A 26694-nucleotide genomic window follows, 5' to 3' on the forward strand; every position below is an offset into this window, starting at 1 on the left:
ACCGGTAGCTCTAAGTGGAATCAGAAACTGTCTGAAGCACGTGCTCAGGCCGTTTACGATGCACTTGTTAAAGAAGGCGTAAGCAAAGATCAGCTTGAACTGGTTGGTTTCGGTGGAACTGCCAATATGTTCGGTAAGAATTTCCTGAACCGTGTAGTGATTCTGGAATAAACGCTGAAATCAGATACAAACTAAAGTTTTAAATAGCAAAAGGCTATCCCACTAAATTTTGTGAGATAGCCTTTCTTATATCCACATATTTTAAGGAAACTCCATCTTATTTTTGCAATCAATGGCTATTTACATTATCTTTGCGCCCCTAAAAAACAAACAATTAATATGATTAATAGCAAAATCCTCAAACTTATCGGTTTGTTCATTTTGGGTATGTGGAGTTTACAGGCATGTACTGATAGTAATTCCAATGACCTCCCTACAGATGAAGTGCCGGATAATCCTTACGGTTTAATAAAAGTTACAGAGAATGATCTGACACCTGAAGTATTCAAACTTATGTTGCAGGACGACGAACCTTCAACTACGTATTTTGACAACAGCCAACGTTTCTTTTACGTCAATCAGCCTCTGCAAGTGAGTATTAACGAGAAGCAGGAACTATTCATCCGCTTCTATTCGCCTCGTCCCATACATGGAGTAACAATCTGGGCAAAAATCAGTGGCTATGATGAGGAGTTTCAATTGGCACAGTTTGATGTAGTGCCTGCCTTCACCGAATATCACCGGGTACTGCCAATGCTTACCGAAAGCAAACGTTATATCACCCGTTCAGGAAAAGAGATACAAATCATGGCTAACCCGCATCTGTCAGCATCAGATTTCTCGTTGAAGACAGATTGTGAGGATAGTTATTATCAAAAACTACTCTCTACCAAAAGCAAATACAGAGTACGTTTCTCTGCCTACGGGGAAACAGGTTATTGGCGTCCACCTTTACTTGCTGCCCATGCCAGAGAAACGGTAGCTATTATGCTGAACTTTGCCTATATGTTCTCCTCACCGGAATTTGCCGAGGAATTGGAGAAATACAGAGGTAAACTTCATAGTAACAATAATCTGGCGGTGATAGACATCGACAAATTACTCAAACAGGTAATCAATCATTCGGGTTTCCTGGTAGGACATGTGAGTGGAGTAAACGGTCTGGGAGGAGGAGAAACCTATGGACTGAATGAATGGTGCTACCTTGAACACTACGCAGACGACACGAACCAAACCCACACAATTTTCCATGAATTGGGACACTGCCTGGGCTATGGACACGACGGAAATATGACCTATGAACAAACCGGAACGGGATGGATTACCCTTTGTAATAAAGTGTATACCCAGTTGTGTATTGATAAAAAACTTCCCATCTACTCAAGAAGATTTATGCATACGCGTAAACAGGGAAAACTGTATGGTGCTGCCCGCTACCAACGTTCTAAATACATCATTGAAGATCCGGAACTGGATGCCATAGACGGTGGTCTGGCTCCGGCATTGAAGGACGACGACGAAAACGTTGAAGAAGGAACGCCCCTCTCCTGTTCTATTTCTTATGAAAACATCCCGGGAACTGCCAAAGAGGATTTTACTCCAAAAGATGTATGTGTCTACAAAAACCGCATATATATAATCAATGATGCAAACGGAAAATACAGTCTGGAAGTCCTGGAAGAGAAAGAAGGAAAACTAACGCATGTAAAAAGCGTGAAAGAGTGGACTGAGAATGCAGAAACCAAAACCTTTGCCGGGAAACCTAACGGGATTACAGTGGCACATGGAAAAGTATATGTCACAAATGAAAGTAGCCGTACAGATGTATTTGACGAGGCTACACTAGAATTTATTACGTGTATAGGTACAGGCAGTTGGGGTGAAGGTAGTACTCAGACAGTACATGCCTTTGATGTACTTGTGCGTCGTGGATGTGTGTTTATCCGGGACAAGAAACGCGTGTGTGTATTCATGGAAAATGATGTTGCAGCAGGTAGTTACAAAAAAGTAGCCAACTATTGCCGCACAATCAATATGGGTGAGGCAATGGGAACTTATGGGCAGGCAATGGGAGCCGACGGACTACTCTATACTACCCACCAGAGTAATCGGAAAATTTATGCCTTCGACTGTAACGTGATGCGCGAACAAACAGAATGGAAAGCGCAACGGGTAATAGACCTCCCCGCTTCTCACTCTCCCTACGACATTGCTTTTGTTGGCAAACGAATGTTCGTATCATTTGCCACCGGAAAGAATCAACCGGTTGCCCTGGCAGAAGTGAATCAGGAAAACGGAACAATCCTAAAAGATTATACAACCATAAGTGGACATACCTTCCGTAATGTGGAGAAAATAATGCTATCCCGGCAAACGCTGTTTGTAATAGATCGCACTGAACGTACCATAACCGGTATTCCAATAAACGAACTGAACTAAAAAGGAAATAATCATGAAAAAAAAGATAATTCATACAAGCCACCTGCTACTGGCCCTGATGATTGCAGGGGCCTGCTCGGAAGAAGATATACCAGGAGATATACCGCAAAAACCAGAAGAGCCATATACCAGTCATTATTACTACTCCTATGAAGCAGGACAGCAATTATCGGCTGTAGACTTTGCCCTGGACGAGGGTGAATTTACCCCAGGAGCCACCTATATGAAAGGAGATACACTGTTTGTAGCAAACATACAGAACGGACATTACAGCCTGGAACTGTATGATAAAAAGAGGAAACAACACCTGGTATCACTGCGGTCATGGAAGTATGGAAATACTGATCAAAAATTTCAAAGTCCGATAGAAGCCATCGGAGTATCTCCGGCCAATCGTCTGTATGTACTAAGCAGAGAGACTCGCATCGATGTTTTTGCCCTCGAAGACCTGAATTTCATTACACGCATTGGGACTGGCAATTGGAGTGATGGAGTAAGCGGATTGTTTCAGGCACAAGCTATGGCGATTTCTCCGGACGGAAAGATTATTGTTCGCACCAAAAGAGAGATTGCCGTTTACCGGGAAGAGGACGTAACTCCGGAAAAATATCAGAAAGTGCCTTTTTATTGTCGAAGTGCAGCGATAGGAATGGATACAAACAACGGATTCAATCCCCATCAGATGGTACAAGATTCTACCGGTATTGTTTATTTGGCAGATTACGGGCAATACGGTAACAGAAAAATTCAGGCAATAGACACTGCACGTATTGAAAAAGGTGATCAAAAAATATTAATAGATACAGAAAAGACACTCGGTACTAGCTTCAACCCTTGCGGCATCGCTTTGCACAACGATCAGATGATGGTATCTGCCAGCAATGGCTCTATCTATATCTACGACCGTACGAAAAAAGAATGGGGAAACAGTTTCAAATCTGTAAACGGTTACACATTTAAAAAGGCAGAAAAACTATTGATAGCGGGATCAAGCCTCTGGGTTTCTGACACCAATGCCAAAAAGCTGATAGAAGTAAAGATCTACAAGAATGAAATACGGGAATACGAGTGATAACTTCCTCATATTTGTGTAATTATACAACTTAAAAACGCAGATTAACGCCAATTTATCGCAGGTATAATTTAATATATGCGTAAATTGGCGTTAATCTGCGTTTTAACAACAGCTAATTTTAGTTTTGAGACCCTCTTATTCTTTCATAAGTGGTCAACTAGCTAATAAACCAGTTTCACATTATCCACCCACAAAGTGTTTCCCGGAGAACCGATATAAGCTCCTCCATGACTGGCAGTAAATTGAAGAATCATGTGAGTAGGCGTTTCATCCTCATCGGCCCATGCCACTTCACGAACCGGTACACTCTCTCCCTTGCTATTGAGCGAATAACGTTCGTCAACCTGTAAGCGCATCATATGAGGTTTATATACCGGACTTCCGGTTATATCACCATAATGAATCTCATAGGTAGCATTATTATGCCAATCACCGGTATTATAATAATAAACAACCATCGTACCGACACGTTTTGCAAAAATATTACCTTCAGCATCTTCCCAACGCTTTTGTAAGAGTAAAATCGCTGCAGGAAAATCTTTGCCCGGCACATCGGTTATCTTACTAAACCCTGTAGCACGAATGCGATTTTCGCGATCAGACATCTTCACTTTATAATCAAACTGAAGAGCAATAGGACGCTTTGTGAACGGAATACCCATTCCAAGCATTTTGTTGGGGTTTTTGGTGCCTTTAATAGGTTCATGTACCGTGCCCAGAAACATAGAGCCGGCAGCAAGTACCGTAATATCTACGAGTCCGAACACTTTCACACTTTCCATACGAGTTTCCAGACGTGCACAATATCCACTTCCCCGCTTTTCGGGAAAAACAGATGTATTTGTCTTTGTGACCCCCGCTACTTTCGCCATCACATTGGAAGTAGCCCAGGGAGAACCACCAAGATTCGTATAAGCTTTTGAACCAGCTATGGTTTGGGTAGGCCCGACGGCATATACATTTTTTGTATTTCCACCAATAATGGCAGACTCTTTTATTTCGCGATTTACCCATTGATCCATATCCCCAAACGGGAGCATTTCTACTTTATGTTGCGCCATAACAACAGCCGAGCATAAAGCAATAAAGCCTGTCGTCATCAGACGGCGATATGTTCTCTTTGTCATCCTTTCTCCTTTCTTTTTAAAGACTATAACCCCACTGCTTCAGCGCAAAATCCCAATTGTCCTGCACTAACTGAACAGTACGATCATCATACTTATATTTATTCTTCTTATATCCTTTCTTTCCACCTACATACTTTTCTATTGCTTCACGTGCTTCTTCGAAACCTGGAATAGAGAGTTTCTGATATATATTCTCGGTCATCGCCAAAGCATCTGCTTCAAAATCCTCAAATTTCACTTCAATCAGATTTCCCTTAGGAATATACTGTTTATCGGCTTCGTACTTATGATACAGTTTGGCATAAATAGAGAGAATATTTTTTTCGATCTCCTCGTTGCTGATATCTTCCAGTTTCAAGGGCTGAATAGTATTGGTAAAGAAACTACGTGTAGACTCGAATACTGTGTACGGGTTACGCATCAGATAAATGAACTTTGCATTGGGAAACATCTTCACCAATTCCTTCACACGACCCGTATGAGGAGGGTTCTTACTCAGGAACTGAGTACCTTGCGTATTCCACAATGAAATCTTTACCAGTTTTTTAAATGTATCTTCAAATACTTTCAGTTCTTCGTCGGGGATACCATCAAACAACAAATACTTATCAGCATATTCTTGCTGGTATTTGGGCAAAAACCAGAAATTATAATATGTATAAGGCATCATATTTGCCAGTGCAAATTCCTCTTCCTGCGGCAGGTCTACAGCCAGTTCCATATTATCGGTCGGGCGTTTATCGGGCATCAACCAACTCATATTCTTTTTAAAGAAAGGTTGCCCCCACATCATCAAATGTGGAAAAACAGTCTGATAGGTAGTGTTGTACCCAAAGTGTTTGTCACAGGAAAAGACATTGTGTACAAACGTTGTCCCACTACGCCAATGCCCCAATATAAACACCGGATCGTGCTCTAACGGCTTATTGGCCAGAAGCTTTTCGTAACGGCTGTTTTGCAAAGGAGCCAATGTAGAGAGCAGGCGGCATACTGCTTTGGTCAAACGATATTTTCCTTTGTAGGCAGCATCGATATCCCTGCCAGCGGTTATCGCTTTAAATGTTTTCCAGTCAGCTCCTACCAGAGTGTTTATCGGAAGTTTATTGAATTCAAGTAATCCCATGTTATTTACAATTTACAATTGACTATTTACAATTGACTATTTACAATTTACAAATTGCACGATCTGCATAGCAAATTGTAAATTGTAAATAGTCAATTGTGCATTATTTAATGATTTTCACCGCAATACCCTGACGTTCCAGATCTTTCACAGCCTTCTCTATCGCTTCATAATGCTTAGGATCAATGCCCAGTTTCGGAAGATCCAGCACTGGAACATCATCCATAGTGCGCATATCTTTCTCTTCCACCCGGTCTATAATCATACCAACGGCACTGGTGTTATTGGTGATCGGGTCGATAAGGATGAACGATCCACAGGATTTGTTCTTCTGATAAGGATCAAAGAACAGCTCTTTCGCTGTAGTCAGTACCACACGGGCTATCTCATTCAACGAAAGGAAAGGCACGGCAAACTGCTCCATAGTGTTCACGTCCACCTTGTACTTGATGCTATCAATGCGGGTACGGCTCATGTTAGTAGTCTGCTTGATAAAGAAGGATTTGTTCACATCCATTGGTTCCTCATCCATCCATACCAGCATAGCCTCAAAGTTACGATCAACGACAGGCAAATTATTGGGATGCACCAGCATCTCTCCTCTCGATACATCTATTTCATCTTCCAGTGTCAGCGTGACAGACTGAGGTGGAAAAGCATAATCCAACTCTCCGTCATAGGTCACAATACTTTTCACGCGGGAAGTCTTGCCGGAAGGCAACGCCATCACTTCGTCTCCTTTGCGGATAACCCCCGAAGCCACTTTTCCACAGAAGCCACGAAAATCGAGATTAGGACGAAGTACGTATTGTACGGGGAAACGGAAATCGGTCAGGTTATGGTCGTTATCGATGTGCACCGTTTCGAGGAAGTCGAGCAGGGATATACCCTTATACCAGGGGGTACGCTCTGATTTATCCACCACATTGTCACCATCCAGTGCAGAAAGCGGAATACAATTTACATCGGGGATACCAAGTGGCTCTACAAACTTTTTGTATTCTGACACAATCTCATTGAAGCGTGCTTCGGAGAAGTCTACCAGGTCCATCTTGTTAACAGCCAGCACAACATGTTTAATGCCAAGCAGAGACACCAGGAAAGTATGACGGCGGGTCTGAGTGATAACCCCCGTCCGTGCATCCACCAGAATAATGGCTAAATTGGCAGTAGAACCACCGGTAATCATGTTACGGGTGTATTGTTCGTGTCCCGGAGTATCGGCAATGATAAACTTACGGTTGTTGGTTGAGAAGTAGCGATAGGCCACGTCAATGGTGATACCCTGTTCGCGTTCGGCCTTCAAACCATCGAGCAACAGTGCATAATCTATATGTTCGCCGGCATTTCCCATACGTTTGCTATCACGTTCGAGAGCATCCAGCTGGTCTTCATACAATTTCTTACTATCAAACAGCAAGCGGCCTATCAGAGTTGATTTTCCATCGTCCACCGAGCCTGCCGTCAAAAGACGGAGCAAATCCTTCTGTTCGTCTTTATCCAGAAATGCTTTTATATCTAAAGTAGTTCCCATCTTCAATTCTTAGTTTTTTAATTTTTTTTGATTAGAAGTATCCTTCGCGCTTCTTCTGTTCCATACTTGCATCCTGGTCGAAGTCGATCACACGGGTAGTACGTTCGCTCTTTGTGGTAGTCATCATCTCCTCCACGATCTTCTCAATTGTATCGGCCTCACTCTCCACTGCACCAGTCAACGGCCAACACCCCAATGTGCGGAAGCGTACCATACGCATCTTAATCTCATCACGGTATTTTTCTGGCAGACGGTCATCATCGGCCATAATAAGATTACCGTCAAGTTCAACGCAAGGACGCTCTTTTGCATAATAAAGCGGAACAATGGGAATGTTTTCCAGGCGGATGTACTGCCAGATATCCAACTCGGTCCAGTTACTCAACGGGAAAACACGAATACTTTCTCCTTTGTGTACACGGGCATTATAGATATCCCACAGCTCGGGACGCTGATTCTTAGGATCCCACTGGTGAAATTTGTCACGGAAGGAGAAGATACGTTCTTTGGCACGTGACTTTTCTTCATCGCGACGGGCGCCACCAAAGGCGGCATCAAATTTATATTTGTCGAGAGCACGCAACAACGCCTGTGTTTTCATCAGGTCGGTATGTACTTTACTTCCATGTGTAAAGGGTCCTACACCTGCATGAAAAGCCTCCATGTTACTCTCCACAATCAGATTCCAGCCATATTTCTTAGCATATTCGTCACGGAACTGAATCATCTCTTTAAATTTCCATTTGGAGTCAATGTGCATCAAAGGAAACGGCACCTTACCCGGATAGAAAGCTTTCTCTGCCAGGCGAACCATAACAGAAGAATCCTTTCCGATACTATAAAGCATCACAGGATTCTCAAATTCCGCAGCCACTTCGCGGATAATGTGAATGGACTCAGCTTCGAGTTCTTTCAAGTGACTCAATTTATACTCTTCTTTCATTATATTCTTATTTTATAAATCTCTTATTTTTATCTTTTCACTTTTGGCAATATCAACTCCAGCAAACGATTAACAGATTCTTCAAGCGAAAGTTTTGAAGTATCCAACTCAAGAGCCGGATGTAGCGGTGCTTCAAACGGAGCCGAAATACCGGTAAAATTCTTTATTTCTCCTTTACGGGCTTTGGCGTACAAGCCCTTCACATCACGCTTTTCGCATTCGGCAAGCGGAGTGCTGACATATATTTCGAGGAAATCGTCCTGCCCGATAATATTGGCAGCCATTTCGCGGATATCATTGTTAGGACTGATAAAAGCGGCAATGGTAATAATACCGCTATCTATAAAGAGTTTTGAGACTTCGGCTATGCGACGGATGTTTTCTACACGGTCGGCTTCCGAAAAGCCCAGATTATTATTAATACCACTGCGGATATTATCACCATCGAGGATACGACACAGCAACCCGCGTTTGTGTAACTCACGCTCCAAAGCAATGGCAATGGTGCTTTTTCCGGAACCGCTCAATCCGGTGAACCATATCATCACGCTATGCTGCTTCAATAGCTCTTCTTTATCTTCCCGCGCCAGCATACGATCAAAGATAGGATAAATATGATTAGTTGAAAGTGGAGAGTTGAAAGTTGAAAGTTCTTCTCCTTTCGGTTCCTTATTTTGTTTCATGCATATTATTTTTAGTCGTTTTTACAATACTTACTGTTAGTTTTCTTTTTCCCATCTTTTCGTCTTCCGTAACTCTCAACTCTTAAAAGGGCCAAATTAGTGGTATCAAAAATACAGAAATGAGAAAAGTGATAATATTCAATGGTAAACCGATACGGACAAAATCGGTGAACTTATAATTGCCGATACCTTGCACGATCAGGTTTGTCTGATAACCAATCGGAGTAGAGAAACTGGCAGAAGCAGCCATACAAATCACCACAAAGAAAGGCGTAGGATCTACCCCTAATTGTTGGGATATGGCCAATGCCAGCGGAAATGCTAAAGCTGCTGCCGCATTGTTTGTGATAAGTTCCGTAAACAGATTGGTAATAATAAACAAAATAGCCAGCAAAACATGAGGTCCGTAGTTATGGCTTAAACCGATAATATAACTTGCAACTCCATCGGCTACCCCCGAATTTACCATTGCTTTACTGATAGCAAAAGCACAGGCAATAGTAATCAGGATATCCCACGAAATATATTTGGTATATTTACGGGCAGGAAATATTTTGGTCCATGCCATGATGATAGTAGTCACAGAAACAAAGAAAAACATATCCAGCTTGATATTAGGGAACATTTCCTGTGTTACCGGCAATTCACCTACTGTAGCCCCCACAATCATCAGAATGAGCAGAATCAAGGCAAACCAGCGTTTCTTCTTACCCGGCACCGGCTCAGTATCTTTTCCGTTGGCAAGCATCACAAAGACAGAAGACTCTCCCCAGGTAGGAATAAAAGTATCATCAGCCATTACCACCAGTGTATCGCCTTCGCGAAGCACAACTTCATTGAGTTTCTCTGTGATACGCTGTCCGTTGCGGGTTTTTATCTCTTTCACTTCTGCCCCATAATGACGCTGGAAGTTGAACTCTGTCAGGGTTTTGTTGATACCCGGGAAACGGGCACCCAACACAGCTTCCACGCGGTGGAGGCTCTCGCCTTTTTCTTCCTCTTCATCGGGCACTGCCGTATCGGGACGTGCATCGGGAAGGAGCTTTTTAGAAAACAGGAACAAGTAGATAATCCCCGCAATGGCAATGAATATACCCACCTTCCCTAATTCAAACATCGTGAATCCTTCATAACCCGCTTCAAGAATCATGCCGTGTACCACCAGATTGGTAGAAGTACCAATCAACGTACAAATACCGCCCAAAATCGTGACATAAGAGAGAGGAATAAGAAACTTGGTAGCGGGAAGATGAACAGCTTGTGCCCAACGTTTGATAATAGGAGCAAATATTACTACTACAGGAGTGTTATTCAGAAAAGCCGATATAAAAGCAATAGTGGGAAGCATACGAAATTGTGCCTTAAAAACAGTAGTTTTACCTACGGGAAGCAATTTCTTGATCACCTGCCCCAAGGCCCCCGACTGGCGAACACCTTCGCTTACCAGAAAAAGCATGGCAACGGTGATCATTCCTTTATTACTAAATCCTTCGAGCATCTCTTTCGGACTAAGGATACCCGCACAAAGAAACAGTACCACAACCGAGAAAAGCACCATACCCGGACGCATCTTATCCAATATAAGAGCAATCACCATTCCCAATAGCGATAGTAGTACAAATACAATTTCAAATGTCATAATCAGTACAAATCAATTAGTGATTTACTCTTTTTCTCTCTACAATAAACCAAGGATTCAACAGATCTTCCTTGTTGTATTGTAATGGCAACGCTTCGCCAGCCTGATAAATTTCCATTCCTGCTGCACGCGCAATAGCATGTCCGGCAGCTGTATCCCACTCCATAGTAGGAGCAAAACGAGGATATACATCTGCTTTCCCTTCGGCAACCAGACAAATTTTTATAGAACTTCCACTCGATATCAACTCCACTTCTTCGTGCTGCTGCTTCATTTCGCCGATATAGGTTTCTGTTTCCGGGGTTAAATGAGAGCGGGAGGCTACAATGACAAAACGCTTGCGTGGTTCGTCTATCGGCAAGCGTGCAGAAAAGTTTATCAACTCTTCCAAAGAGGCAGAATCACCCAAAGCCGTGATCCCGGATAGTTTGAATGCCCCTAGTGATTCGGCTGCAAAATAAAGTTCCTGCTTTACAGGCAGATAAATGACTCCCATCACAGGAATGCCATCGTGCACCAGTGCTATATTAACAGTAAATTCTCCATTACGCTTTATGAACTCTTTCGTTCCGTCCAGCGGATCGACAATCCAAAGCGTACTCCAATTCTTTCGCATGGCATACTCCATGTGCTTACCCTCTTCGCTCAACAGCGGAAAAGGGGTTTCCTGAAGAATCGTAGCAATCGTTTCATGTGCTTTACGGTCGGCAATGGTTAAGGGGGAATTATCGGCTTTTCTCTCTATCTCAAAATCCGATGCCGGATCATTATAGATAGAAAGTATCTTCTCGCCTGCTCTCAGGGCCGCGTCAACAGCAACAAACAAATATTTCTGTTCCATCTTGTTATATAATTATAGCCCTGTTTCCGACAAGGCGTAATAACCCATTGATATAATGAGCTACAAAAGTAAAAACTTTATCTTCTCTCAAAGTTTCCGCACTATCATTTATAACTTCTTTTAGCAATAGCGCTAATATTACTAAAAAAAGATTTCACCACAGAGGACACGGAAGACACAGAGGTATTGTTTTCTCTGATGAAACGCAGATGAACGCGAATGAACGCAGATTTTCACAAATACACAAATATGAAAAAAGAAGACCCGTACTTTAATCTGCGTTTTATCCGGATAATAAAGCTCCGTGTCCTCTGCGTCTTCTGTGGTGAAATACAAAACCTATATTGCAAAAAGGCAGCAACTTCCCAGCTACTGCCCTTATTCCGGAAGGGTGCTTTCCCGCTTCCGATATTACCAAAAAGAAATATTAAAATACTCTGTAAAGCAACCAGGCACCCTGGAAGTCTTTACGGTTAGGGTATTTAGCTTTGAAAGCATCACGAGCCTGTGCAGCGGCCGTTCTGTCGGCAAAAGTGCTCACAATCACACGATACATAGCAGATTCTGCATTGAATGCAATAGTTGCATTGTAGCCCTCAGCATCCAAAAAGTCTTTCAGACCTTCGGCATTTGCTTTCAAACCGAAGCTACCACACACTACGCTATAATCTTTCAGGTTGTCACCATTGCCCGAAACAACCGTTACTTTCTCCTGACGCACACCATTGGCTGCATCTGTAGCCTTCTTTACCTCTACCGGAGCTGCTACAACGGGAGTTACTTCCACCGGAGCTTCTACCTGCGGTTCGGCAAGTTCCTGCTGTTTTGCCTTTTCGTATGCTTTTTTATATGCACTTTCGCTTGATTTACAAGAAGCAAATGCCAGAACCATGCATACACTCATTCCCAATACTACCAATTTTTTCATAATCTATATTCTTTTAGTTAATAAATTCGTATCAATACTTTCTGAAAACAGATACAATATCTTCAGATCTAAGCCGAAGAGTGGACGAAGAAAGTTCTTCAAGTTGAAATGTTCGGCCCAGTTCATCCCACTGTAAATATTGCTTGCAAAGATCTATATTCTCTTCGGGGCGCAAAATAATATAAATTTTATCATCCTGCAAAGAATAAAGTCCGAAAAAGGTGTGATACGTCTTATCTTCGAGCAAACAGATGGCCGAAAAGCTACCTTTCTGAAAATTATAAAATACACTATCTTCCTTCTGCACAGTGCCATCGGGAAGCTCATACCGCCTCAATTGCCATTTACCAGTCAGTTTGTCTTCATCATCCGAACAGGAAGCCACTACCGATAACAACAAAGGCAAACATAAAAGATACAACCATTTCTTCGTCATTCTGCTTTCTTTTTATAAGAGATAGTGCCTGTAGCCTGATAGGTAGGCATCACCAGTATCTCTGCTATTTGGATATGTTCCGGAGCCGAAGCTGCGAAATATACTGTTTCTGCGATATCATCACCTGTAAGCGGACGGATTCCTTTATAAAAATTGTCCGCAGCTTGCTTGTCGCCCCGGTAACGAACTACACTAAAGTTTGTCTCTACCATCCCCGGCTTTACGTTGGTTACCCGCAACGGCGTATCCACCAGATCGATGCGCAGTCCGTCCGAAAGGGCTTTGACCGCGGCTTTGGTGGCACAATACACACTTCCACCGGGGTAAGCGGCATCACCGGCAATAGAGCCAATATTGATAATATGTCCACATCCGCGCTCCACCATTCCGGGAACTACCAGACGGGTTATGGCCAACAACGACTTTATATTTGTATCTATCACAATATCCCATTCGTCCAGGTTTCCTTCAAACTCTTTATCAACCCCGATAACGAGTCCGGCATTGTTTACCAGCACATCAATCGCTTTCCACGTTTCGGGCAAAGAAGCCAGTGCCTGAGTTGCAGCTTTACGATCACGAACATCAAAAGGCAACAAGAATACGCGAACTCCATAAGTTGCTTCCAGTTCGTTTTTTAACTCTTCCAGTTTTGCCACATTACGGGCATTAAGAATCAGATCCGAACCTTGTGAAGCAAACTTTCGGGCGCAACCTTCGCCTATTCCACTGCTTGCTCCGGTTATAAAAACAATCTTACCTCTCATATTGTTATTACTCTATAGAATTGAGCAACAAAAATACGCTTTAACCTGCTATCATTCGGCCTTTCTCTTAGTTAAATAAGATTAAACCGACGATATAAAAGTATTTACCCCCACAAGTTCGCGTATCTTTGCTCCATATAACATAACGAGCCGCGAGGCTCATTCAACTTTTTTACATGACATTTGAAAATTTAAACCTGATAGAGCCCATACTCAAGGCTCTGAAAGAAGAGGGTTATTCCTCTCCCACTCCCATACAAGAACAGTCAATCCCCGTTTTACTTCAAGGAAAAGATTTATTAGGATGTGCACAGACCGGAACAGGAAAAACAGCTGCTTTTTCTATCCCCATTTTGCAGAAACTATATAAAACCGACCACCGCAAAGGAATAAAAGCATTGATATTAACCCCAACCCGGGAGCTGGCCATTCAGATTGGTGAATGTTTTGAGGCATATGGCAAATACACCGGACTGAAGCACACTGTCATCTTTGGCGGAGTGGGTCAGAAACCTCAGACGGACGCGTTGCGCAATGGTGTACAGATACTGGTTGCCACCCCGGGGCGCTTGCTGGACTTGATAACCCAGGGTTACATATCTCTCAAAACACTGGACTTCTTCGTACTGGATGAGGCCGACCGCATGCTCGATATGGGCTTTATCCATGATATCAGACGGATACTGAAACTCCTTCCCCAGAAGCGCCAGACGCTTTTCTTCTCGGCTACTATGCCGCCGGAGATAGAGACACTGGCCAACTCGATGCTGGCCCATCCGGAAAAGGTAGAGGTGACACCGGCTTCTTCTACTGTAGACACAATTTCGCAATACGTCTACTTTGTAGAGAAGAAGGAGAAGAAGGACTTATTATTGCACTTACTGAAAGACCAGTCGATTGAATCGGTACTGATCTTTACACGTACCAAACATGGAGCCGACAAACTGGCACGCATACTAACCAAATCGGGTATACGCGCTGAGGCTATACATGGCAACAAATCGCAGAATGCACGCCAGCGTGCCCTGACGGATTTCAAAAACCATACTTTACGCGTATTGATTGCGACGGACATTGCAGCACGTGGTATCGATGTAGATCAGTTGTCACACGTCATCAACTACGAGCTACCCAATGTGCCGGAGACGTATGTACACCGCATTGGGCGCACAGGGCGTGCAGGACATGAAGGAATTGCGATCTCCTTCTGCGAATCGGAAGAATTACCTTACCTCAAAGATATTCAGAAGCTGATCGGAAAAACAATCCCAGTGGTCAAAGACCATCCGTTTGTCACCACCGAAGGCGCCAAGGCGCAGGAGGTGAAAACGGAAGAACTCAAAGCGAAAGCAAAAGAGAATAAAGTATACCGTGGTAGCCGCTCCAATGGAGACTTCTGGAGGCGAAAGAAACAAACGCAAAAAGGAGAGCAACCCAAAAGATAAGATGTATTAATAGATAAGAAGGCAATCGTTTTCCTTTCGGAAAAACGGTTGCCTTCTTTTTTGTATATCCATGACACACAGATGAGAGGATTCAGATAAAAACCCTTAAAAAAAATCCTCATCCATAGAACATCCTATGCAATAAATGCGTTATATTTGTAGTATTATCACTTTAAAACAGTAAAATTATGAAAGGACTTAATGTATTAGCAGCTTTTTTAGGTGGTGCAGCAGTAGGCGCAGCACTTGGTATTTTGTTTGCTCCTGAAAAGGGAGAAGACACTCGTCACAAAATTGCAGAGATTCTTCGTAAAAAAGGTATCAAGTTAAATCGCAATGAGATGGAAAACCTCGTTGACGAAATTGCAGCCGAACTAAAAGAAGTAACTGACTAAAAGAATCAAAACAGAGCCACTATGTTTGCAGACGACAAAAGTATAGAAAACTTTCAACAGCTATTCTTCGAGTTCAAGAAATATCTGGAGCTCCAGAAAGAATATACCAAACTGGAATTGACGGAAAAGCTAACCATACTTCTTTCCACCTTAATCATGGTTTTAGTACTCATTATTCTCGGCATGGTGGCCCTGTTTTATCTCTTATTCGCCCTGGCCTATATCCTCGAACCGCTCGTTGGCGGACTCATGGTGAGCTTTGGCATTATTGCAGCAATCAACATCATACTCATTGCCACAGTTATTATCTTCCGCAAGAAACTTATCATTTCTCCAATGGTAAACTTCCTTGCCGGCCTGTTTCTTAATGATTCAAAAGAATAAGTTATGAACAATCAGCAAGCTACCCCCCAGAAAATCACACTGGAATATATCGCCCGGCTCAAGACAGAGAAACTGGAAGAAATACGCGGACAGAAAAAAGCGATGACCCGAACGGCACAACGAATTTTTGCCCCTCTTGCTCCCGCCACCTCTCAAACAGACGCAATAATGAGATCATTCAATACAGGAATGGCCATCTTTGATGGTGTGGTAATGGGAGTGAAAATAATGAAAAAGATTCGCCGTTTTTTCAGAAAGGGATAAACAAAAACTTATTACAAAAGCAGTATTTCCTACACAGTATTTCGCTTTGCACATTCACCTCCACTTTAGGGTAGAGGTGTTTTTTTTGTAAAAAAACAAGAAGGGAAGCACCTTTTGGAGACTACGCCCGCGCTGCATGCAGGCAACGCCTACGCTACATGTACTGCGGGCGTAGTCTCCATGCAAAGTATTTGTCTCAAAAAACACTCCGAACAAAATACGATATTAACACTCCTTATACAAGAAATCATCAGGAAATTCTCCTGATGAAACTTCCTATGATCGCAAAATTATCATCCGACTTATCATCTGGAAATTTTCCTGATGATACACGATTTACACCTTATAAGAGAATTAAAACTATAAACAAGGGGAGTTACGCGCCTACGCGCGCGAGCCCCCCTCGTAAGAATAAAGACTTTTTTACTTTAAACGTAAGTTTCGAGAATCTTCACGCTTCCTCCCTCTTCGGGAGTAATCGTTATATTCTCTGTCGTGGCAGGAAGCAAAACTGTTTCGCCGGCACAAAACGCCAGCTCGTTGCCTTCGTTGTCTGTCAATCGGCAAGAACCCTCGATGCAAATGAAAATCACGAAAGAATCCAGTTCCGAATAGTCGCAACTGATCTCTTCGGTCATGTCATACAGGGAAGTGGTGAAATAGGGACAAGCCACCAGCTCCACCGGTTCGTCTTTCACAGCGTCATATTTGGTGCGATAATCATCGAGCACTTCGTAGTTGATAGCTTCGCGTGCCAGGTCGGTATGCAGTTCACGCGTATTGCCCTTGGCATCCTTGCGGTTGAAGTCGTAAATGCGGTAAGTAATGTCCGAAGTCTGCTGAATCTCTGCGATAAATGCACCTGCACCGATGCTGTGAATACGTCCTGCAGGAAGGAAGAACACGTCACCCGGATGTATTTCATACTCTTGCAGCACATCGGTTATGGTATTGTTGAAAACACGCTCTTTGTACTCTTTCGGGGTGATCTGTTCTGAAAATCCCGAACGGAGTTTTGCCCCCTTATCGGCATCAACAACATACCACATCTCGGTTTTTCCCATAGAATTGTGGCGCTTCTTTGCCAGCTCGTCGTTGGGGTGTACCTGAATAGAGAGATCTTGTTTAGCGTCGATGAATTTAATCAGCAAGGGAAACTTATTGCCAAAACGGGCATAGTTTTCTTCACCGACCAGTTCTTCACGGTATTTTCTCACCATATCGGTCAACGTGAATCCTTTATCGGGACCATTAGCCACCACAGATTCATTGTCTTCTACGCCGGAAATCTCCCAGCTTTCTCCTACTCCTGTCAAGTTATCACTCAAGTGCTTGAACGGAAGGATTTTGTCGCCTCCCCAAAGTGTCTGCTTCAGGATCGGTTCAAATTTTAACGGATACATTTTGTTTTTCTGTTAATAAACTTAGATTATAATTCTTGATTTGATAATCAGAGGACAAACATACAAAAAATATCAAATAATACACAGAACCGGGCGTTTTATATTAAATTCATCACCAAAATTTCATAGAATTGACACGAAAGTAAGTTTTAGCCCATGCGAAACTAAACGCTAAACTTTCCTAAATCCTCGAATAGATTTACCATGAATAATTTGGGAGTACGAAAGAATTTAGCTTTATTTGCAAGAAATTTTATATATGCCAGACATGAATAACACATTCCCAACAGAAGAAAATTTATCCGGACTAAACCGGAAGGATTTTCAAAAGGATATCGACGATAAGCAAACAGACTTATTTATCCTCAAAAATAAAAAAGGGATGGAAGTTGCTGTAACAAATTACGGCTGTGCCATTCTCTCCATCATGGTCCCGGACAAAAACGGGAAATATGCCAACGTTATCCTCGGGCACGACAGTATAGACCATGTAATAAATAGTCCCGAACCATTCCTCAGCACCACCATCGGTCGTTATGGTAACCGCATCGCCAAAGGGAAATTCACCCTCTACGCCGAAGAGCACTCGCTGACAATCAACAACGGCCCCAACTCCCTGCACGGAGGACCTACCGGTTTTCATGCACGTGTGTGGGATGCCGACCAGATAGACGAAAGCACGATCATCTTCAACTATGTATCGGCCGACGGAGAAGAGGGATTCCCCGGAAATCTGGAAGTAGAAATGACTTATAGACTTGAAGAAGAGGAAAATGCACTGGTCATCGAATACCGTGCTACCACCGACAAAGCTACTGTTGTAAATCTTACCAATCATGGGTTCTTCAATCTGGCAGGTATCGCTACCCCCACCCCGACAGTAGAAAATAACATCGTCACAATCAATGCTGATTTTTATACTCCGATAGACGAAGTATCTATCCCCACAGGAGAGATTGCCAAAGTAGAAGGAACTCCGATGGACTTCCGCACCCCGCACACTGTGGGCGAACGCATTAACGACGCTTTTCAGCAACTTGTCTACGGCGCAGGATACGATCATTGCTACGTGCTCAACAAACAGGAAGCCGGTTCGCTGGATCTGGCTGCCACTTGCACAGATCCCGTAAGCGGACGCGTCATGGAAGTTTATACCACCGAGGCCGGCGTGCAACTCTATACGGGCAACTGGCTCAACGGCTTTGAAGGTTCACACGGTGCCACTTTCCCGGCTCGCAGTGCCATCTGCTTCGAAGCACAATGCTTCCCCGACACGCCCAATAAACCTCATTTCCCTTCAGCCGTACTGCTTCCGGGAGACGAGTACCAACAGGTAACGATTTATAAATTTTCTGTCGAAAACTTATAAAGTGGACAATTGACAGTTGACAATTGACAGTTATTATGCAGCATCATATAGCATAACCCACTGTTAACTATCACCGTCAACTGTCAATTGTCTATTGTCAATTAATAACTAAATAACCTAATTTTATAAACTAACAACTTTTTTAAAACCATGACACAACAGAAAAAGAGCTATCTATTGCCTATTGCAATGATGTTCGCCCTCTTCGCTATGATTTCATTCGTAACAGGATTTACAAACCCGCTCGGACTCATCGTAAAAGAACAATTCAATGCTCCTAACTGGATGACCCAGTTGGGTAATGCAGCAAACTTCATAGCTTATGCCTTTATGGGGCTTCCTGCCGGTATTATGCTGAAAAGAATCGGTTATAAGAAAACAGCATTAATCGCCGTTGCCGTTGGATTTGTCGGCGTAGGAATCCAGTTCCTTTCCGGACAAATTTCTTATGCTCCCGGTGAATTGATCGCTTTCTGGGTATACCTGGGTGGTGCTTTCGTTTCCGGTTTCTCTATGTGTATGCTGAACGCTGTAGTAAATCCGATGTTGAACACACTGGGCGGCGGTGGCAAAAAAGGTAACCAGCTGATTCAGTTCGGAGGTTCTCTAAACTCTATCGCAGCTACTATCGTTCCGGTACTGGGCGGTTATCTGATTGGTACTATCAGCCAGGATACCAAGATTAGTGACGCTAATCCTGCATTGTTCATCGCAATGGGTATCTTCGCTATAGCATTCATTGTATTGGGCAGTATGAAACTTCCGGAACCGCACATGGAGCACGCTTCAGACCACAAGGTGAAAGATACTCACAGTCCAATGTCTTTCCGTCACTTTGTACTCGGAACTGTTGCTATTTTCGTATACGTAGGCGTTGAAGTAGGTATTCCTAACTTCGTAAACTTGTTCCTGACTACTTCTCCGGAAGCTGCCGGCGCAAAAGGTATTGGTATGGATACAGCTATGGCGGGTTCTATCGTAGGTACTTACTGGTTCCTGATGATGATTGGCCGTCTTTGTGGTGGTGCACTTGGTGCTAAGTTCTCCAGCAAAACCCAATTAACTACCGTTTGTTTGTTCGCACTGGGCTTCCTGCTTGTGGGTATGTTTGCTCCGGTTGAGGCTACAATCAATATGCCTGTATTCAAATCAGACATCAGCTTTGGTATGGCTAATGTACCTATCGGTATCATGTTCTTTATCCTTTGCGGTCTTTGTACTTCTATCATGTGGGGTGGCATCTTCAACCTGGCTGTAGAAGGTCTGGGTAAGTACACAGCAATGGCATCAGGTATCTTCATGGTAATGGTTTGCGGTGGTGGTATCCTTCCGCTTATCCAGGGTGGTGTGGCCGACGTAACAAGCAGCTATATGTCAAGCTTCTGGGTAATCTTTGCAGGTGTAGCTTACATGCTGTACTACGCATTGATCGGTTGCAAGAATGTAAACAAGAATATTCCGGTTGAATAAACTATTATATTAACCAATTAAAAAGATATTATCATGGATATAGAACACGTAAGAAGCCGTTTTATTAAACACTTTGACGGAACTACAGGATCAGTTTACGCCTCACCGGGCCGCATCAATCTTATTGGCGAACACACCGACTACAATGGTGGATTCGTATTCCCGGGAGCCATAGACAAAGGCATGATTGCAGAAATCAAACCAAACGGAACCAATACTGTCAACGCATATTCTATCGACCTGAAAGATTATGTATCATTCGGGTTGAACGAAGAAGATGCTCCGAAAGCAAGTTGGGCAAGATATATTTTCGGTGTATGCCGCGAAATGATTAAACGCGGTGTTGATGTGAAAGGATTCAATACTGCTTTCTCTGGCGATGTGCCTCTGGGAGCTGGTATGTCTTCTTCGGCAGCACTCGAAAGTACATACGCTTTTGCACTGAATGATCTGTTTGGCGACAACAAAATAGACAAATTTGAACTGGCCAAAGTGGGACAGGCTACAGAACATAACTACTGCGGTGTAAACTGTGGTATTATGGACCAGTTTGCCTCCGTATTCGGAAAAGCAGGCAGCCTGATCCGTCTGGATTGCCGTTCACTGGAGTATCAGTACTTCCCCTTCAAACCAGAAGGTTACCGCCTTGTACTGGTAGACTCGGTAGTAAAACATGAACTCGCTTCATCGGCCTATAATAAGCGCCGCCAGAGTTGCGAAGCTGCTGTAGCTGCTATCCAGAAAAAACATCCGCACGTAGAATTCCTTCGCGACTGCACAATGGATATGCTCAAAGAAGCCAAAGCTGACATCAGCGACGAAGACTACATGCGTGCTGAATATGTGATTGAAGAAATTCAACGCGTACTCGACGTTTGCGATGCACTGGAAGTAGGCGACTACGAAACAGTAGGTAAGAAAATGTATGAAACACACCACGGCATGAGCAAGCTCTACGAAGTAAGCTGCGAAGAGCTCGACTTCCTCAACGACCTGGCAAAAGAGTGTGGCGTAACCGGTTCACGCGTTATGGGTGGCGGTTTTGGTGGTTGTACTATCAACCTGGTTAAAGAAGAATTGTACGACAACTTCATCGAAAAGGCAAAAGAGGCATTCAAAGCCAAATTTGGCAGAAGCCCCAAAGTGTATGATGTTGTAATCGGCGACGGTTCAAGAAAACTCGTATAAATAACAAAAACTAACTTCTATAAAGAGGGACATATCCTAAACAGATGTGTCTCTCTTTTTGTTGATATAAGTACGATAAGGACAAATAGTTATTGTACGCAGCACAAGAAGAGCGCTTTCGGACTTTAAACAAAGATTGAAAAAAGCCCCCTTCTTATGCCCGATAATTAACGTTAAAGACTTATCTTTGCGGAAAAAGCGAAGATAAGCTGCACCTTGGCATAAAAAATGAACACGTTCATTTTATTCTGCTCTCGGTTTGCATTATCTTTGCGGAAAATATGAAAACTTAATCATTATAAATATGAACGAAAGCAAACTTATGAACCGTGCAGCGGACAACATCCGTATTCTTGCTGCATCTATGGTTGAAAAAGCCAACTCCGGACATCCGGGTGGTGCTATGGGAGGTGCGGATTTTATAAACGTACTTTTCTCTGAGTTCTTAGTATATGATCCTCAGAATCCCCGCTGGGAAGGACGTGACCGTTTCTTTCTCGATCCGGGTCATATGTCACCAATGCTCTACTCTGTACTTGCACTGACCGGTAAATATACGCTGGCAGAGCTGGCACAGTTCCGCCAATGGGGAAGCCCTACTCCGGGACATCCCGAAGTAGATATCATGCGTGGTGTAGAAAACACTTCCGGTCCGCTGGGACAGGGACATACTTTTGCCGTAGGAGCCGCCATCGCAGCTAAATTCCTTAAAGCCCGCTTCGGTGAGGTTATGAGCCAGACTATCTATGCCTACATCTCTGATGGTGGTATCCAGGAAGAGATTTCACAAGGAGCCGGACGTATTGCCGGAACCCTGGGACTGGACAATCTCATCATGTTCTATGACTCCAACGATATTCAGCTTTCTACCGAAACCAAAGAAGTGACGGCAGAAGACGTGGCCATGAAATACAAAGCATGGGACTGGAACGTTATCGAAATCAACGGAAATGATCCTGATGCTATCCGCACTGCCCTCAAAGAAGCAAAAGCAGAAAGCAAACGTCCTACACTCATCATTGGGAAAACCACGATGGGCAAAGGAGCACGTAAAGCCGATGGCAGCAGCTATGAAGCCAACTGTGCTACACACGGTGCACCATTAGGTGGTGATGCCTATATCAATACAATCAAGAATCTGGGCGGAAATCCCGACGAACCGTTTGTTATCTTCCCGGAAGTAGCCGAGTTGTACGCCAAACGTACCGAAGACCTTAAAAAGATAGTAGCCGAAAAATATGCAGCAAAAGCCGAATGGGCCAAAACAAACCCGGAACTGGCAGCAAAAATGGCCAACTTCTTTGCAGGAAAAGCTCCTAAAGTAAACTGGGACGCTATCGAACAGAAACCCAATGTGGCCACCCGCGCCGCTTCGGCCACCGTACTAGGTGCACTGGCTACACAAGTAGAGAATATGGTAGTAGCATCTGCCGATCTTTCTAATTCAGACAAGACAGACGGTTTCCTCAAAAAGACACATGCTTTCAAACGTGGCGACTTTAGCGGAGCTTTCTTCCAGGCCGGCGTATCAGAATTGAGCATGGCTTGTGTCTGCATCGGTATGTCACTTCACGGTGGCGTTATTCCGGCATGTGCCACCTTCTTCGTATTCTCCGACTATATGAAACCTGCCATCCGCATGGCAGCCCTGATGGAACAACCCGTGAAGTTCATCTGGTCACACGATGCATTCCGGGTAGGCGAAGATGGCCCTACTCACGAACCCGTAGAGCAGGAAGCACAAATCCGCCTGATGGAGAAACTGAAAAATCACAAAGGCCACAACTCTATGCTTGTACTCCGTCCGGCAGATGCCGAAGAGACCACTATTGCATGGAAACTGGCTATGGAAAATATCTACACCCCGACTGCTCTGATTCTTTCCCGCCAGAACATCGTCAGCCTGCCTACAGGCAACGACTATGCACAAGTGGCCAAAGGAGCTTACATCGTTGCCGGTTCTGACGAGAATCCGGACGTAACTCTGGTAGCTTCCGGTTCGGAAGTAGCCACTCTCATTGCCGGAGCCGAATTGCTTCGCAAAGACGATGTGAAGGTACGTATCGTATCGGCACCTTCCGAAGGATTGTTCCGCAGCCAGGATAAGGCATATCAGGAATCGGTACTCCCGACAGGTGCAAAGATTTTCGGCCTCACCGCTGGTCTGCCCGTAAATCTGCAAGGTCTTGTAGGTGCTAATGGTAAAGTTTTCGGTCTTGAGTCATTTGGTTTCTCTGCTCCCTACACAGTGCTGGACGAGAAGCTGGGCTTCACTGCCGCCAATGTGTACAACCAGGTAAAAGAGATGCTATAATGAAAAAAATCGGACTATGCTGTGACCATGCCGGATTCGAACTGAAAGAATTCGTCCGGGGCTGGTTGCAGGCAAAAGGTTGGGAATACAAAGACTTTGGTACTTATTCTGCTGAAAGTTGTGACTATCCTGATTTTGCGCACCCGTTAGCACTGGCAGTAGAAGCTGGCGAATGCTATCCGGGCATTGCCATTTGTGGAAGCGGAAATGGTATCAGTATGACGCTAAACAAACATCAGGGCATCCGTGCCGCGCTTTGCTGGACGGCTGCAATAGCACACCTGGCCCGCCAGCACAACGATGCAAATATACTTGTGATGCCGGGACGCTTCATCAGCACTGAAGAGGCTGATATGATTCTGACAGAGTTCTTCGACACCCCATTTGAGGGAGGAAGACATCAGAAAAGAATTGATAAAATTCCCGTGAAATAAATAAAGATAAAAGAATAAAGAGAGACGCATTACTGTATGTCTCTCTTTATTTTTTATTATAATACTATCCCCCTTTCTACCTCTCCTCCCCCTTATATTAATCAAAAATTACACCCTTTCAATCAAAATATATCGCACAAAAACCGCGTTACTTCGTATTTTTGCATACTTAAAATCCAATATCCATCAAAAAAACAACAAGAAACAAATGAAGAAACGATTTAGCTTCCTGTCTCTACTGTTAGTAACAGCAATTGCTTTTGCCAACCCGATTGACTTTGACAAAGCATTCAAAGAAAGTGCTAAGATTGAAAAACAAATCAAGAAAACCTCTTTCCCAAAACAAACCTACAATATCACTGACTTTGGTGCAAAACCGGACAATGAAACCGAGCCCTGCCACGAAGCCATCAACCAGGCTATTCTCAAATGCAGCCTTGCTGGTGGCGGCACAGTTGTTGTCCCCCAAGGAACCTTTTATACAGGCCCCATTACCCTGAAAAGCAACGTTAACTTTCATCTGCAAGAAGGTGCCGTACTAAAATTCCTCACCGACCAGAGCTTATACTTCCCCGGAGTAATCACCCGTTGGGAAGGGCTGGATTGTTACAACGCCCGCCCACTAATCTACGCCTATGGCGAAACCAATATTGCTATTACCGGTAAAGGAACCATTGACGGTCAAGGCTCCAACGAAACATGGTGGCCCATGTGTGGCGCACCCAAATATGGCTGGAAAGAGGGAATGGTGGCACAGCGCAACGGTGGACGTGAGCGCCTGCTGATGTACGGCGAAACATCAACCCCGGTTTACAAACGCATCATGACTCCGGAAGACGGGCTGCGTCCTCAGTTAATCAATCTTTATGCATGCAGTACCGTCCTGATAGAAGATGTCACACTACTGAACTCTCCCTTTTGGGTGATTCACCCTCTGTTCTGCGAAAGCCTGATTGTACGTGGTGTCAACATATTCAACCGTGGCCCCAACGGAGATGGATGCGATCCTGAATCCTGCAAAAATGTACTGATAGAGAACTGCACTTTTGATACCGGGGACGATTGCATCGCCATCAAATCGGGACGCAATGCAGACGGGCGCAAATGGAATATACCCAGCGAAAACATCATCGTACGCAACTGTAAAATGAAAAACGGACATGGTGGCGTTGTTATCGGTAGTGAAATATCCGGCGGCTATCGTAACCTGTTTGTTGAGAATTGCCAGATGGACAGCCCGAATCTCGACCGGGTGATCCGTATCAAAACCAGTACCTGCCGGGGTGGAATCATCGAAAATGTATTTGTACGCAACATCACCGTAGGACAATGCCGGGAAGCCGTACTACGCATCAATCTGCAATATGAGAACCGGGAACAGTGCAACCGTGGCTTCACTCCTACCGTGCGCAATGTACACCTGAAAAATGTAACCTGCCAAAAAAGCCGTCTGGGAGTGCTTATCATCGGACTGGATGACGACCAGCATGTATACAATATCAGCGTAGAAGATTCTCACTTCAACAACGTAGCCAAAGGAGGCAACGACATCAAAGGCGCTCACGATGTCACTCTAAAAAATCTGTACATCAACGGTGAACTCGTGAAGTAACAAAACGATTGAGAAAAGGCTGTTCCGGATTCATTCTGGTACAGCCTTCCGTATTCTTTCCACCCTATCCGCTCCTTTCTTAACTTTCATTATTACACTGCTTCCTTCCGGCATTATCTACATATGCAATCCCTCCATTTCTTTTTCTACATTAAATCCATTATACGCTAACAATCAGGTAGTTTCTGCTTAAAAACATAAAATAACAAAATGTCGTTAAAACCCACCTATACACCCTCATTTTTGATAAGAAAAAGTACAATAAGGATAAATTTAACCCACGACATAAGCTGTGTATATAAATAAAAAACTATCTTTGTGGTGCAAACTCTGAAACTCATTTAAATATGAAACAATTGGAGACCATAAAAGAGCTTATCAATCAGGGAGATATAAATAAAGCAATTGAAGCCCTTGATACTCTTCTCACTCAAACGGACTTCGCCCCCAAAGACGAAGTTTACTACCTGCGGGGCAATGTCTACCGAAAGCAAGGTAACTGGCAGCAAGCCCTCAACAATTATCAATCCGCCATCGAGATTAACCCCGAAAGTCCTGCCTTGCAAGCTCGCAAGATGGTAATGGATATTCTGGAGTTCTATCACAAAGACATGTATAATCAATAAACGTAATAAAATCGATAGATTATGGCAAAAATTAAAGGAGCAATCGTGGTCGACACGGAGCGTTGCAAAGGCTGCAACCTGTGTGTAGTGGCTTGTCCGCTCGATGTAATATCACTCACCAAAGAGGTGAATGTAAAGGGGTACAATTATGCCCGCCAAGTATTGGAAGATACCTGCAACGGATGCAGTTCGTGTGCAACGGTCTGTCCGGACGGATGTATCTCTGTGTATAAAGTTAAAGTAGATTAGCAAATT

At 43.8% G+C, this 26694-nt stretch carries 26 protein-coding genes; 15 read left to right on the forward strand and 11 right to left on the reverse strand.

The features are described from left to right. From QX565_RS19005 to QX565_RS19015, 3 genes are all read left to right on the forward strand, one after another. On the forward strand, positions 1-171 hold a 171-nt coding region (locus QX565_RS19005; RefSeq protein ID WP_289290571.1), incomplete at its 5' end, for an OmpA family protein. A gap of 168 nt (positions 172-339) precedes the next feature. Next, positions 340-2439: an NHL repeat-containing protein gene (locus tag QX565_RS19010; protein ID WP_289293979.1), complete on the forward strand. Its 2100-nt coding sequence runs from the start codon at positions 340-342 to the stop codon at positions 2437-2439. A gap of 13 nt (positions 2440-2452) precedes the next feature. Further along, complete coding sequence (locus QX565_RS19015) at positions 2453-3511, forward strand: NHL repeat-containing protein (protein WP_221648766.1); 1059 nt, start codon at positions 2453-2455, stop codon at positions 3509-3511. 164 nt (positions 3512-3675) lie between these two features. On the opposite strand, the gene QX565_RS19020 is transcribed toward QX565_RS19015, so the two are convergent. From QX565_RS19020 to QX565_RS19065, 10 genes are all read right to left on the reverse strand, one after another. After that, a complete protein-coding gene (locus QX565_RS19020) occupies positions 3676-4641 on the reverse strand; it encodes a PCMD domain-containing protein (RefSeq protein ID WP_221648767.1) in 966 nt (321 codons plus the stop codon). 16 nt (positions 4642-4657) lie between these two features. After that, positions 4658-5764 carry a cholesterol-responsive sulfotransferase gene (locus QX565_RS19025; RefSeq protein ID WP_221648768.1) on the reverse strand — a complete coding sequence of 369 codons (1107 nt, stop codon included), beginning with the start codon at positions 5762-5764 and terminating at the stop codon, positions 4658-4660. Between the two features lie 103 nt (positions 5765-5867). Beyond that, positions 5868-7298, reverse strand: coding sequence for a sulfate adenylyltransferase subunit CysN (gene cysN / locus QX565_RS19030; RefSeq protein WP_002561659.1), 1431 nt, complete (start codon positions 7296-7298; stop codon positions 5868-5870). A gap of 31 nt (positions 7299-7329) precedes the next feature. Then, entirely contained in the window at positions 7330-8241 is a 912-nt protein-coding gene (gene cysD, locus QX565_RS19035) for a sulfate adenylyltransferase subunit CysD (RefSeq protein WP_007485002.1), read from the reverse strand. Positions 8242-8270: 29 nt separating this feature from the next. Then, positions 8271-8834: an adenylyl-sulfate kinase gene (gene cysC, locus QX565_RS19040; protein ID WP_122202247.1), complete on the reverse strand. Its 564-nt coding sequence runs from the start codon at positions 8832-8834 to the stop codon at positions 8271-8273. Positions 8835-9006: 172 nt separating this feature from the next. Then, entirely contained in the window at positions 9007-10563 is a 1557-nt protein-coding gene (locus QX565_RS19045; RefSeq protein WP_221648769.1) for an SLC13 family permease, read from the reverse strand. 16 nt (positions 10564-10579) lie between these two features. Further along, the gene (gene cysQ, locus QX565_RS19050) at positions 10580-11404 is read right to left on the reverse strand and encodes a 3'(2'),5'-bisphosphate nucleotidase CysQ (protein WP_002561663.1); all 825 of its coding nucleotides are present in this window, start codon (positions 11402-11404) and stop codon (positions 10580-10582) included. Between the two features lie 427 nt (positions 11405-11831). Next, complete coding sequence (locus tag QX565_RS19055) at positions 11832-12332, reverse strand: SPOR domain-containing protein (RefSeq protein ID WP_002561664.1); 501 nt, start codon at positions 12330-12332, stop codon at positions 11832-11834. Positions 12333-12363: 31 nt separating this feature from the next. After that, positions 12364-12768: a lipocalin-like domain-containing protein gene (locus QX565_RS19060; RefSeq protein WP_002561665.1), complete on the reverse strand. Its 405-nt coding sequence runs from the start codon at positions 12766-12768 to the stop codon at positions 12364-12366. Next, positions 12765-13535: an SDR family NAD(P)-dependent oxidoreductase gene (locus QX565_RS19065; RefSeq protein WP_007484996.1), complete on the reverse strand. Its 771-nt coding sequence runs from the start codon at positions 13533-13535 to the stop codon at positions 12765-12767. The genes QX565_RS19060 and QX565_RS19065 overlap by 4 nt, the downstream gene beginning before the upstream one ends. A gap of 176 nt (positions 13536-13711) precedes the next feature. On the opposite strand from QX565_RS19065, the gene QX565_RS19070 reads away from it, so the two are divergent. The 4 genes from QX565_RS19070 (at position 13712) to QX565_RS19085 (ending at position 16023) form a co-directional block, all read left to right on the forward strand. Continuing rightward, positions 13712-14980: a DEAD/DEAH box helicase gene (locus QX565_RS19070; RefSeq protein WP_221648770.1), complete on the forward strand. Its 1269-nt coding sequence runs from the start codon at positions 13712-13714 to the stop codon at positions 14978-14980. Between the two features lie 188 nt (positions 14981-15168). Continuing rightward, positions 15169-15375, forward strand: coding sequence for a YtxH domain-containing protein (locus QX565_RS19075; RefSeq protein WP_002561668.1), 207 nt, complete (start codon positions 15169-15171; stop codon positions 15373-15375). Positions 15376-15396: 21 nt separating this feature from the next. Continuing rightward, a complete protein-coding gene (locus QX565_RS19080; protein ID WP_002561669.1) occupies positions 15397-15759 on the forward strand; it encodes a phage holin family protein in 363 nt (120 codons plus the stop codon). A gap of 3 nt (positions 15760-15762) precedes the next feature. Next, positions 15763-16023: a hypothetical protein gene (locus tag QX565_RS19085; RefSeq protein WP_002561670.1), complete on the forward strand. Its 261-nt coding sequence runs from the start codon at positions 15763-15765 to the stop codon at positions 16021-16023. Between the two features lie 428 nt (positions 16024-16451). Here QX565_RS19085 and QX565_RS19090 read toward each other — a convergent pair whose 3' ends face one another. After that, positions 16452-17426, reverse strand: coding sequence for a type I phosphomannose isomerase catalytic subunit (locus QX565_RS19090; protein ID WP_195349554.1), 975 nt, complete (start codon positions 17424-17426; stop codon positions 16452-16454). 268 nt (positions 17427-17694) lie between these two features. Here QX565_RS19090 and QX565_RS19095 point away from each other — a divergent pair, with 268 nt between their 5' ends. The 8 genes from QX565_RS19095 to QX565_RS19130 all read left to right on the forward strand — a co-directional run bounded on the left by QX565_RS19095 (position 17695) and on the right by QX565_RS19130 (position 26688). Continuing rightward, on the forward strand, positions 17695-18795 hold the full coding sequence (locus tag QX565_RS19095) for an aldose epimerase family protein (RefSeq protein WP_044095505.1): 1101 nt from the start codon (positions 17695-17697) through the stop codon (positions 18793-18795). 150 nt (positions 18796-18945) lie between these two features. Next, the gene (locus tag QX565_RS19100) at positions 18946-20265 is read left to right on the forward strand and encodes an MFS transporter (protein WP_221648771.1); all 1320 of its coding nucleotides are present in this window, start codon (positions 18946-18948) and stop codon (positions 20263-20265) included. 33 nt (positions 20266-20298) lie between these two features. Continuing rightward, entirely contained in the window at positions 20299-21453 is a 1155-nt protein-coding gene (gene galK / locus QX565_RS19105; RefSeq protein WP_002561674.1) for a galactokinase, read from the forward strand. A 304-nt stretch (positions 21454-21757) separates the two neighbouring features. Continuing rightward, positions 21758-23767, forward strand: coding sequence for a transketolase family protein (locus tag QX565_RS19110; RefSeq protein ID WP_195570488.1), 2010 nt, complete (start codon positions 21758-21760; stop codon positions 23765-23767). Next, entirely contained in the window at positions 23767-24201 is a 435-nt protein-coding gene (rpiB, locus tag QX565_RS19115) for a ribose 5-phosphate isomerase B (RefSeq protein WP_195349552.1), read from the forward strand. The genes QX565_RS19110 and rpiB overlap by 1 nt, the downstream gene beginning before the upstream one ends. A 208-nt stretch (positions 24202-24409) precedes the next feature. After that, on the forward strand, positions 24410-25813 hold the full coding sequence (locus QX565_RS19120) for a glycoside hydrolase family 28 protein (protein ID WP_025867700.1): 1404 nt from the start codon (positions 24410-24412) through the stop codon (positions 25811-25813). A gap of 347 nt (positions 25814-26160) precedes the next feature. Beyond that, positions 26161-26439, forward strand: a complete 279-nt coding sequence (locus QX565_RS19125) for a tetratricopeptide repeat protein (RefSeq protein ID WP_195570487.1) — start codon at positions 26161-26163, stop codon at positions 26437-26439. A 21-nt stretch (positions 26440-26460) separates the two neighbouring features. Beyond that, positions 26461-26688 (forward strand): 4Fe-4S dicluster domain-containing protein, encoded by a 228-nt coding sequence (locus tag QX565_RS19130; RefSeq protein ID WP_002561679.1) that lies wholly within the window; start codon positions 26461-26463, stop codon positions 26686-26688. The last annotated feature ends 6 nt before the right edge of the window (positions 26689-26694 follow it).

Source organism: Bacteroides sp. 41_26, assembly GCF_949740115.1.
Classification (GTDB): Bacteria; Bacteroidota; Bacteroidia; order Bacteroidales; family Bacteroidaceae; genus Bacteroides; species Bacteroides nordii.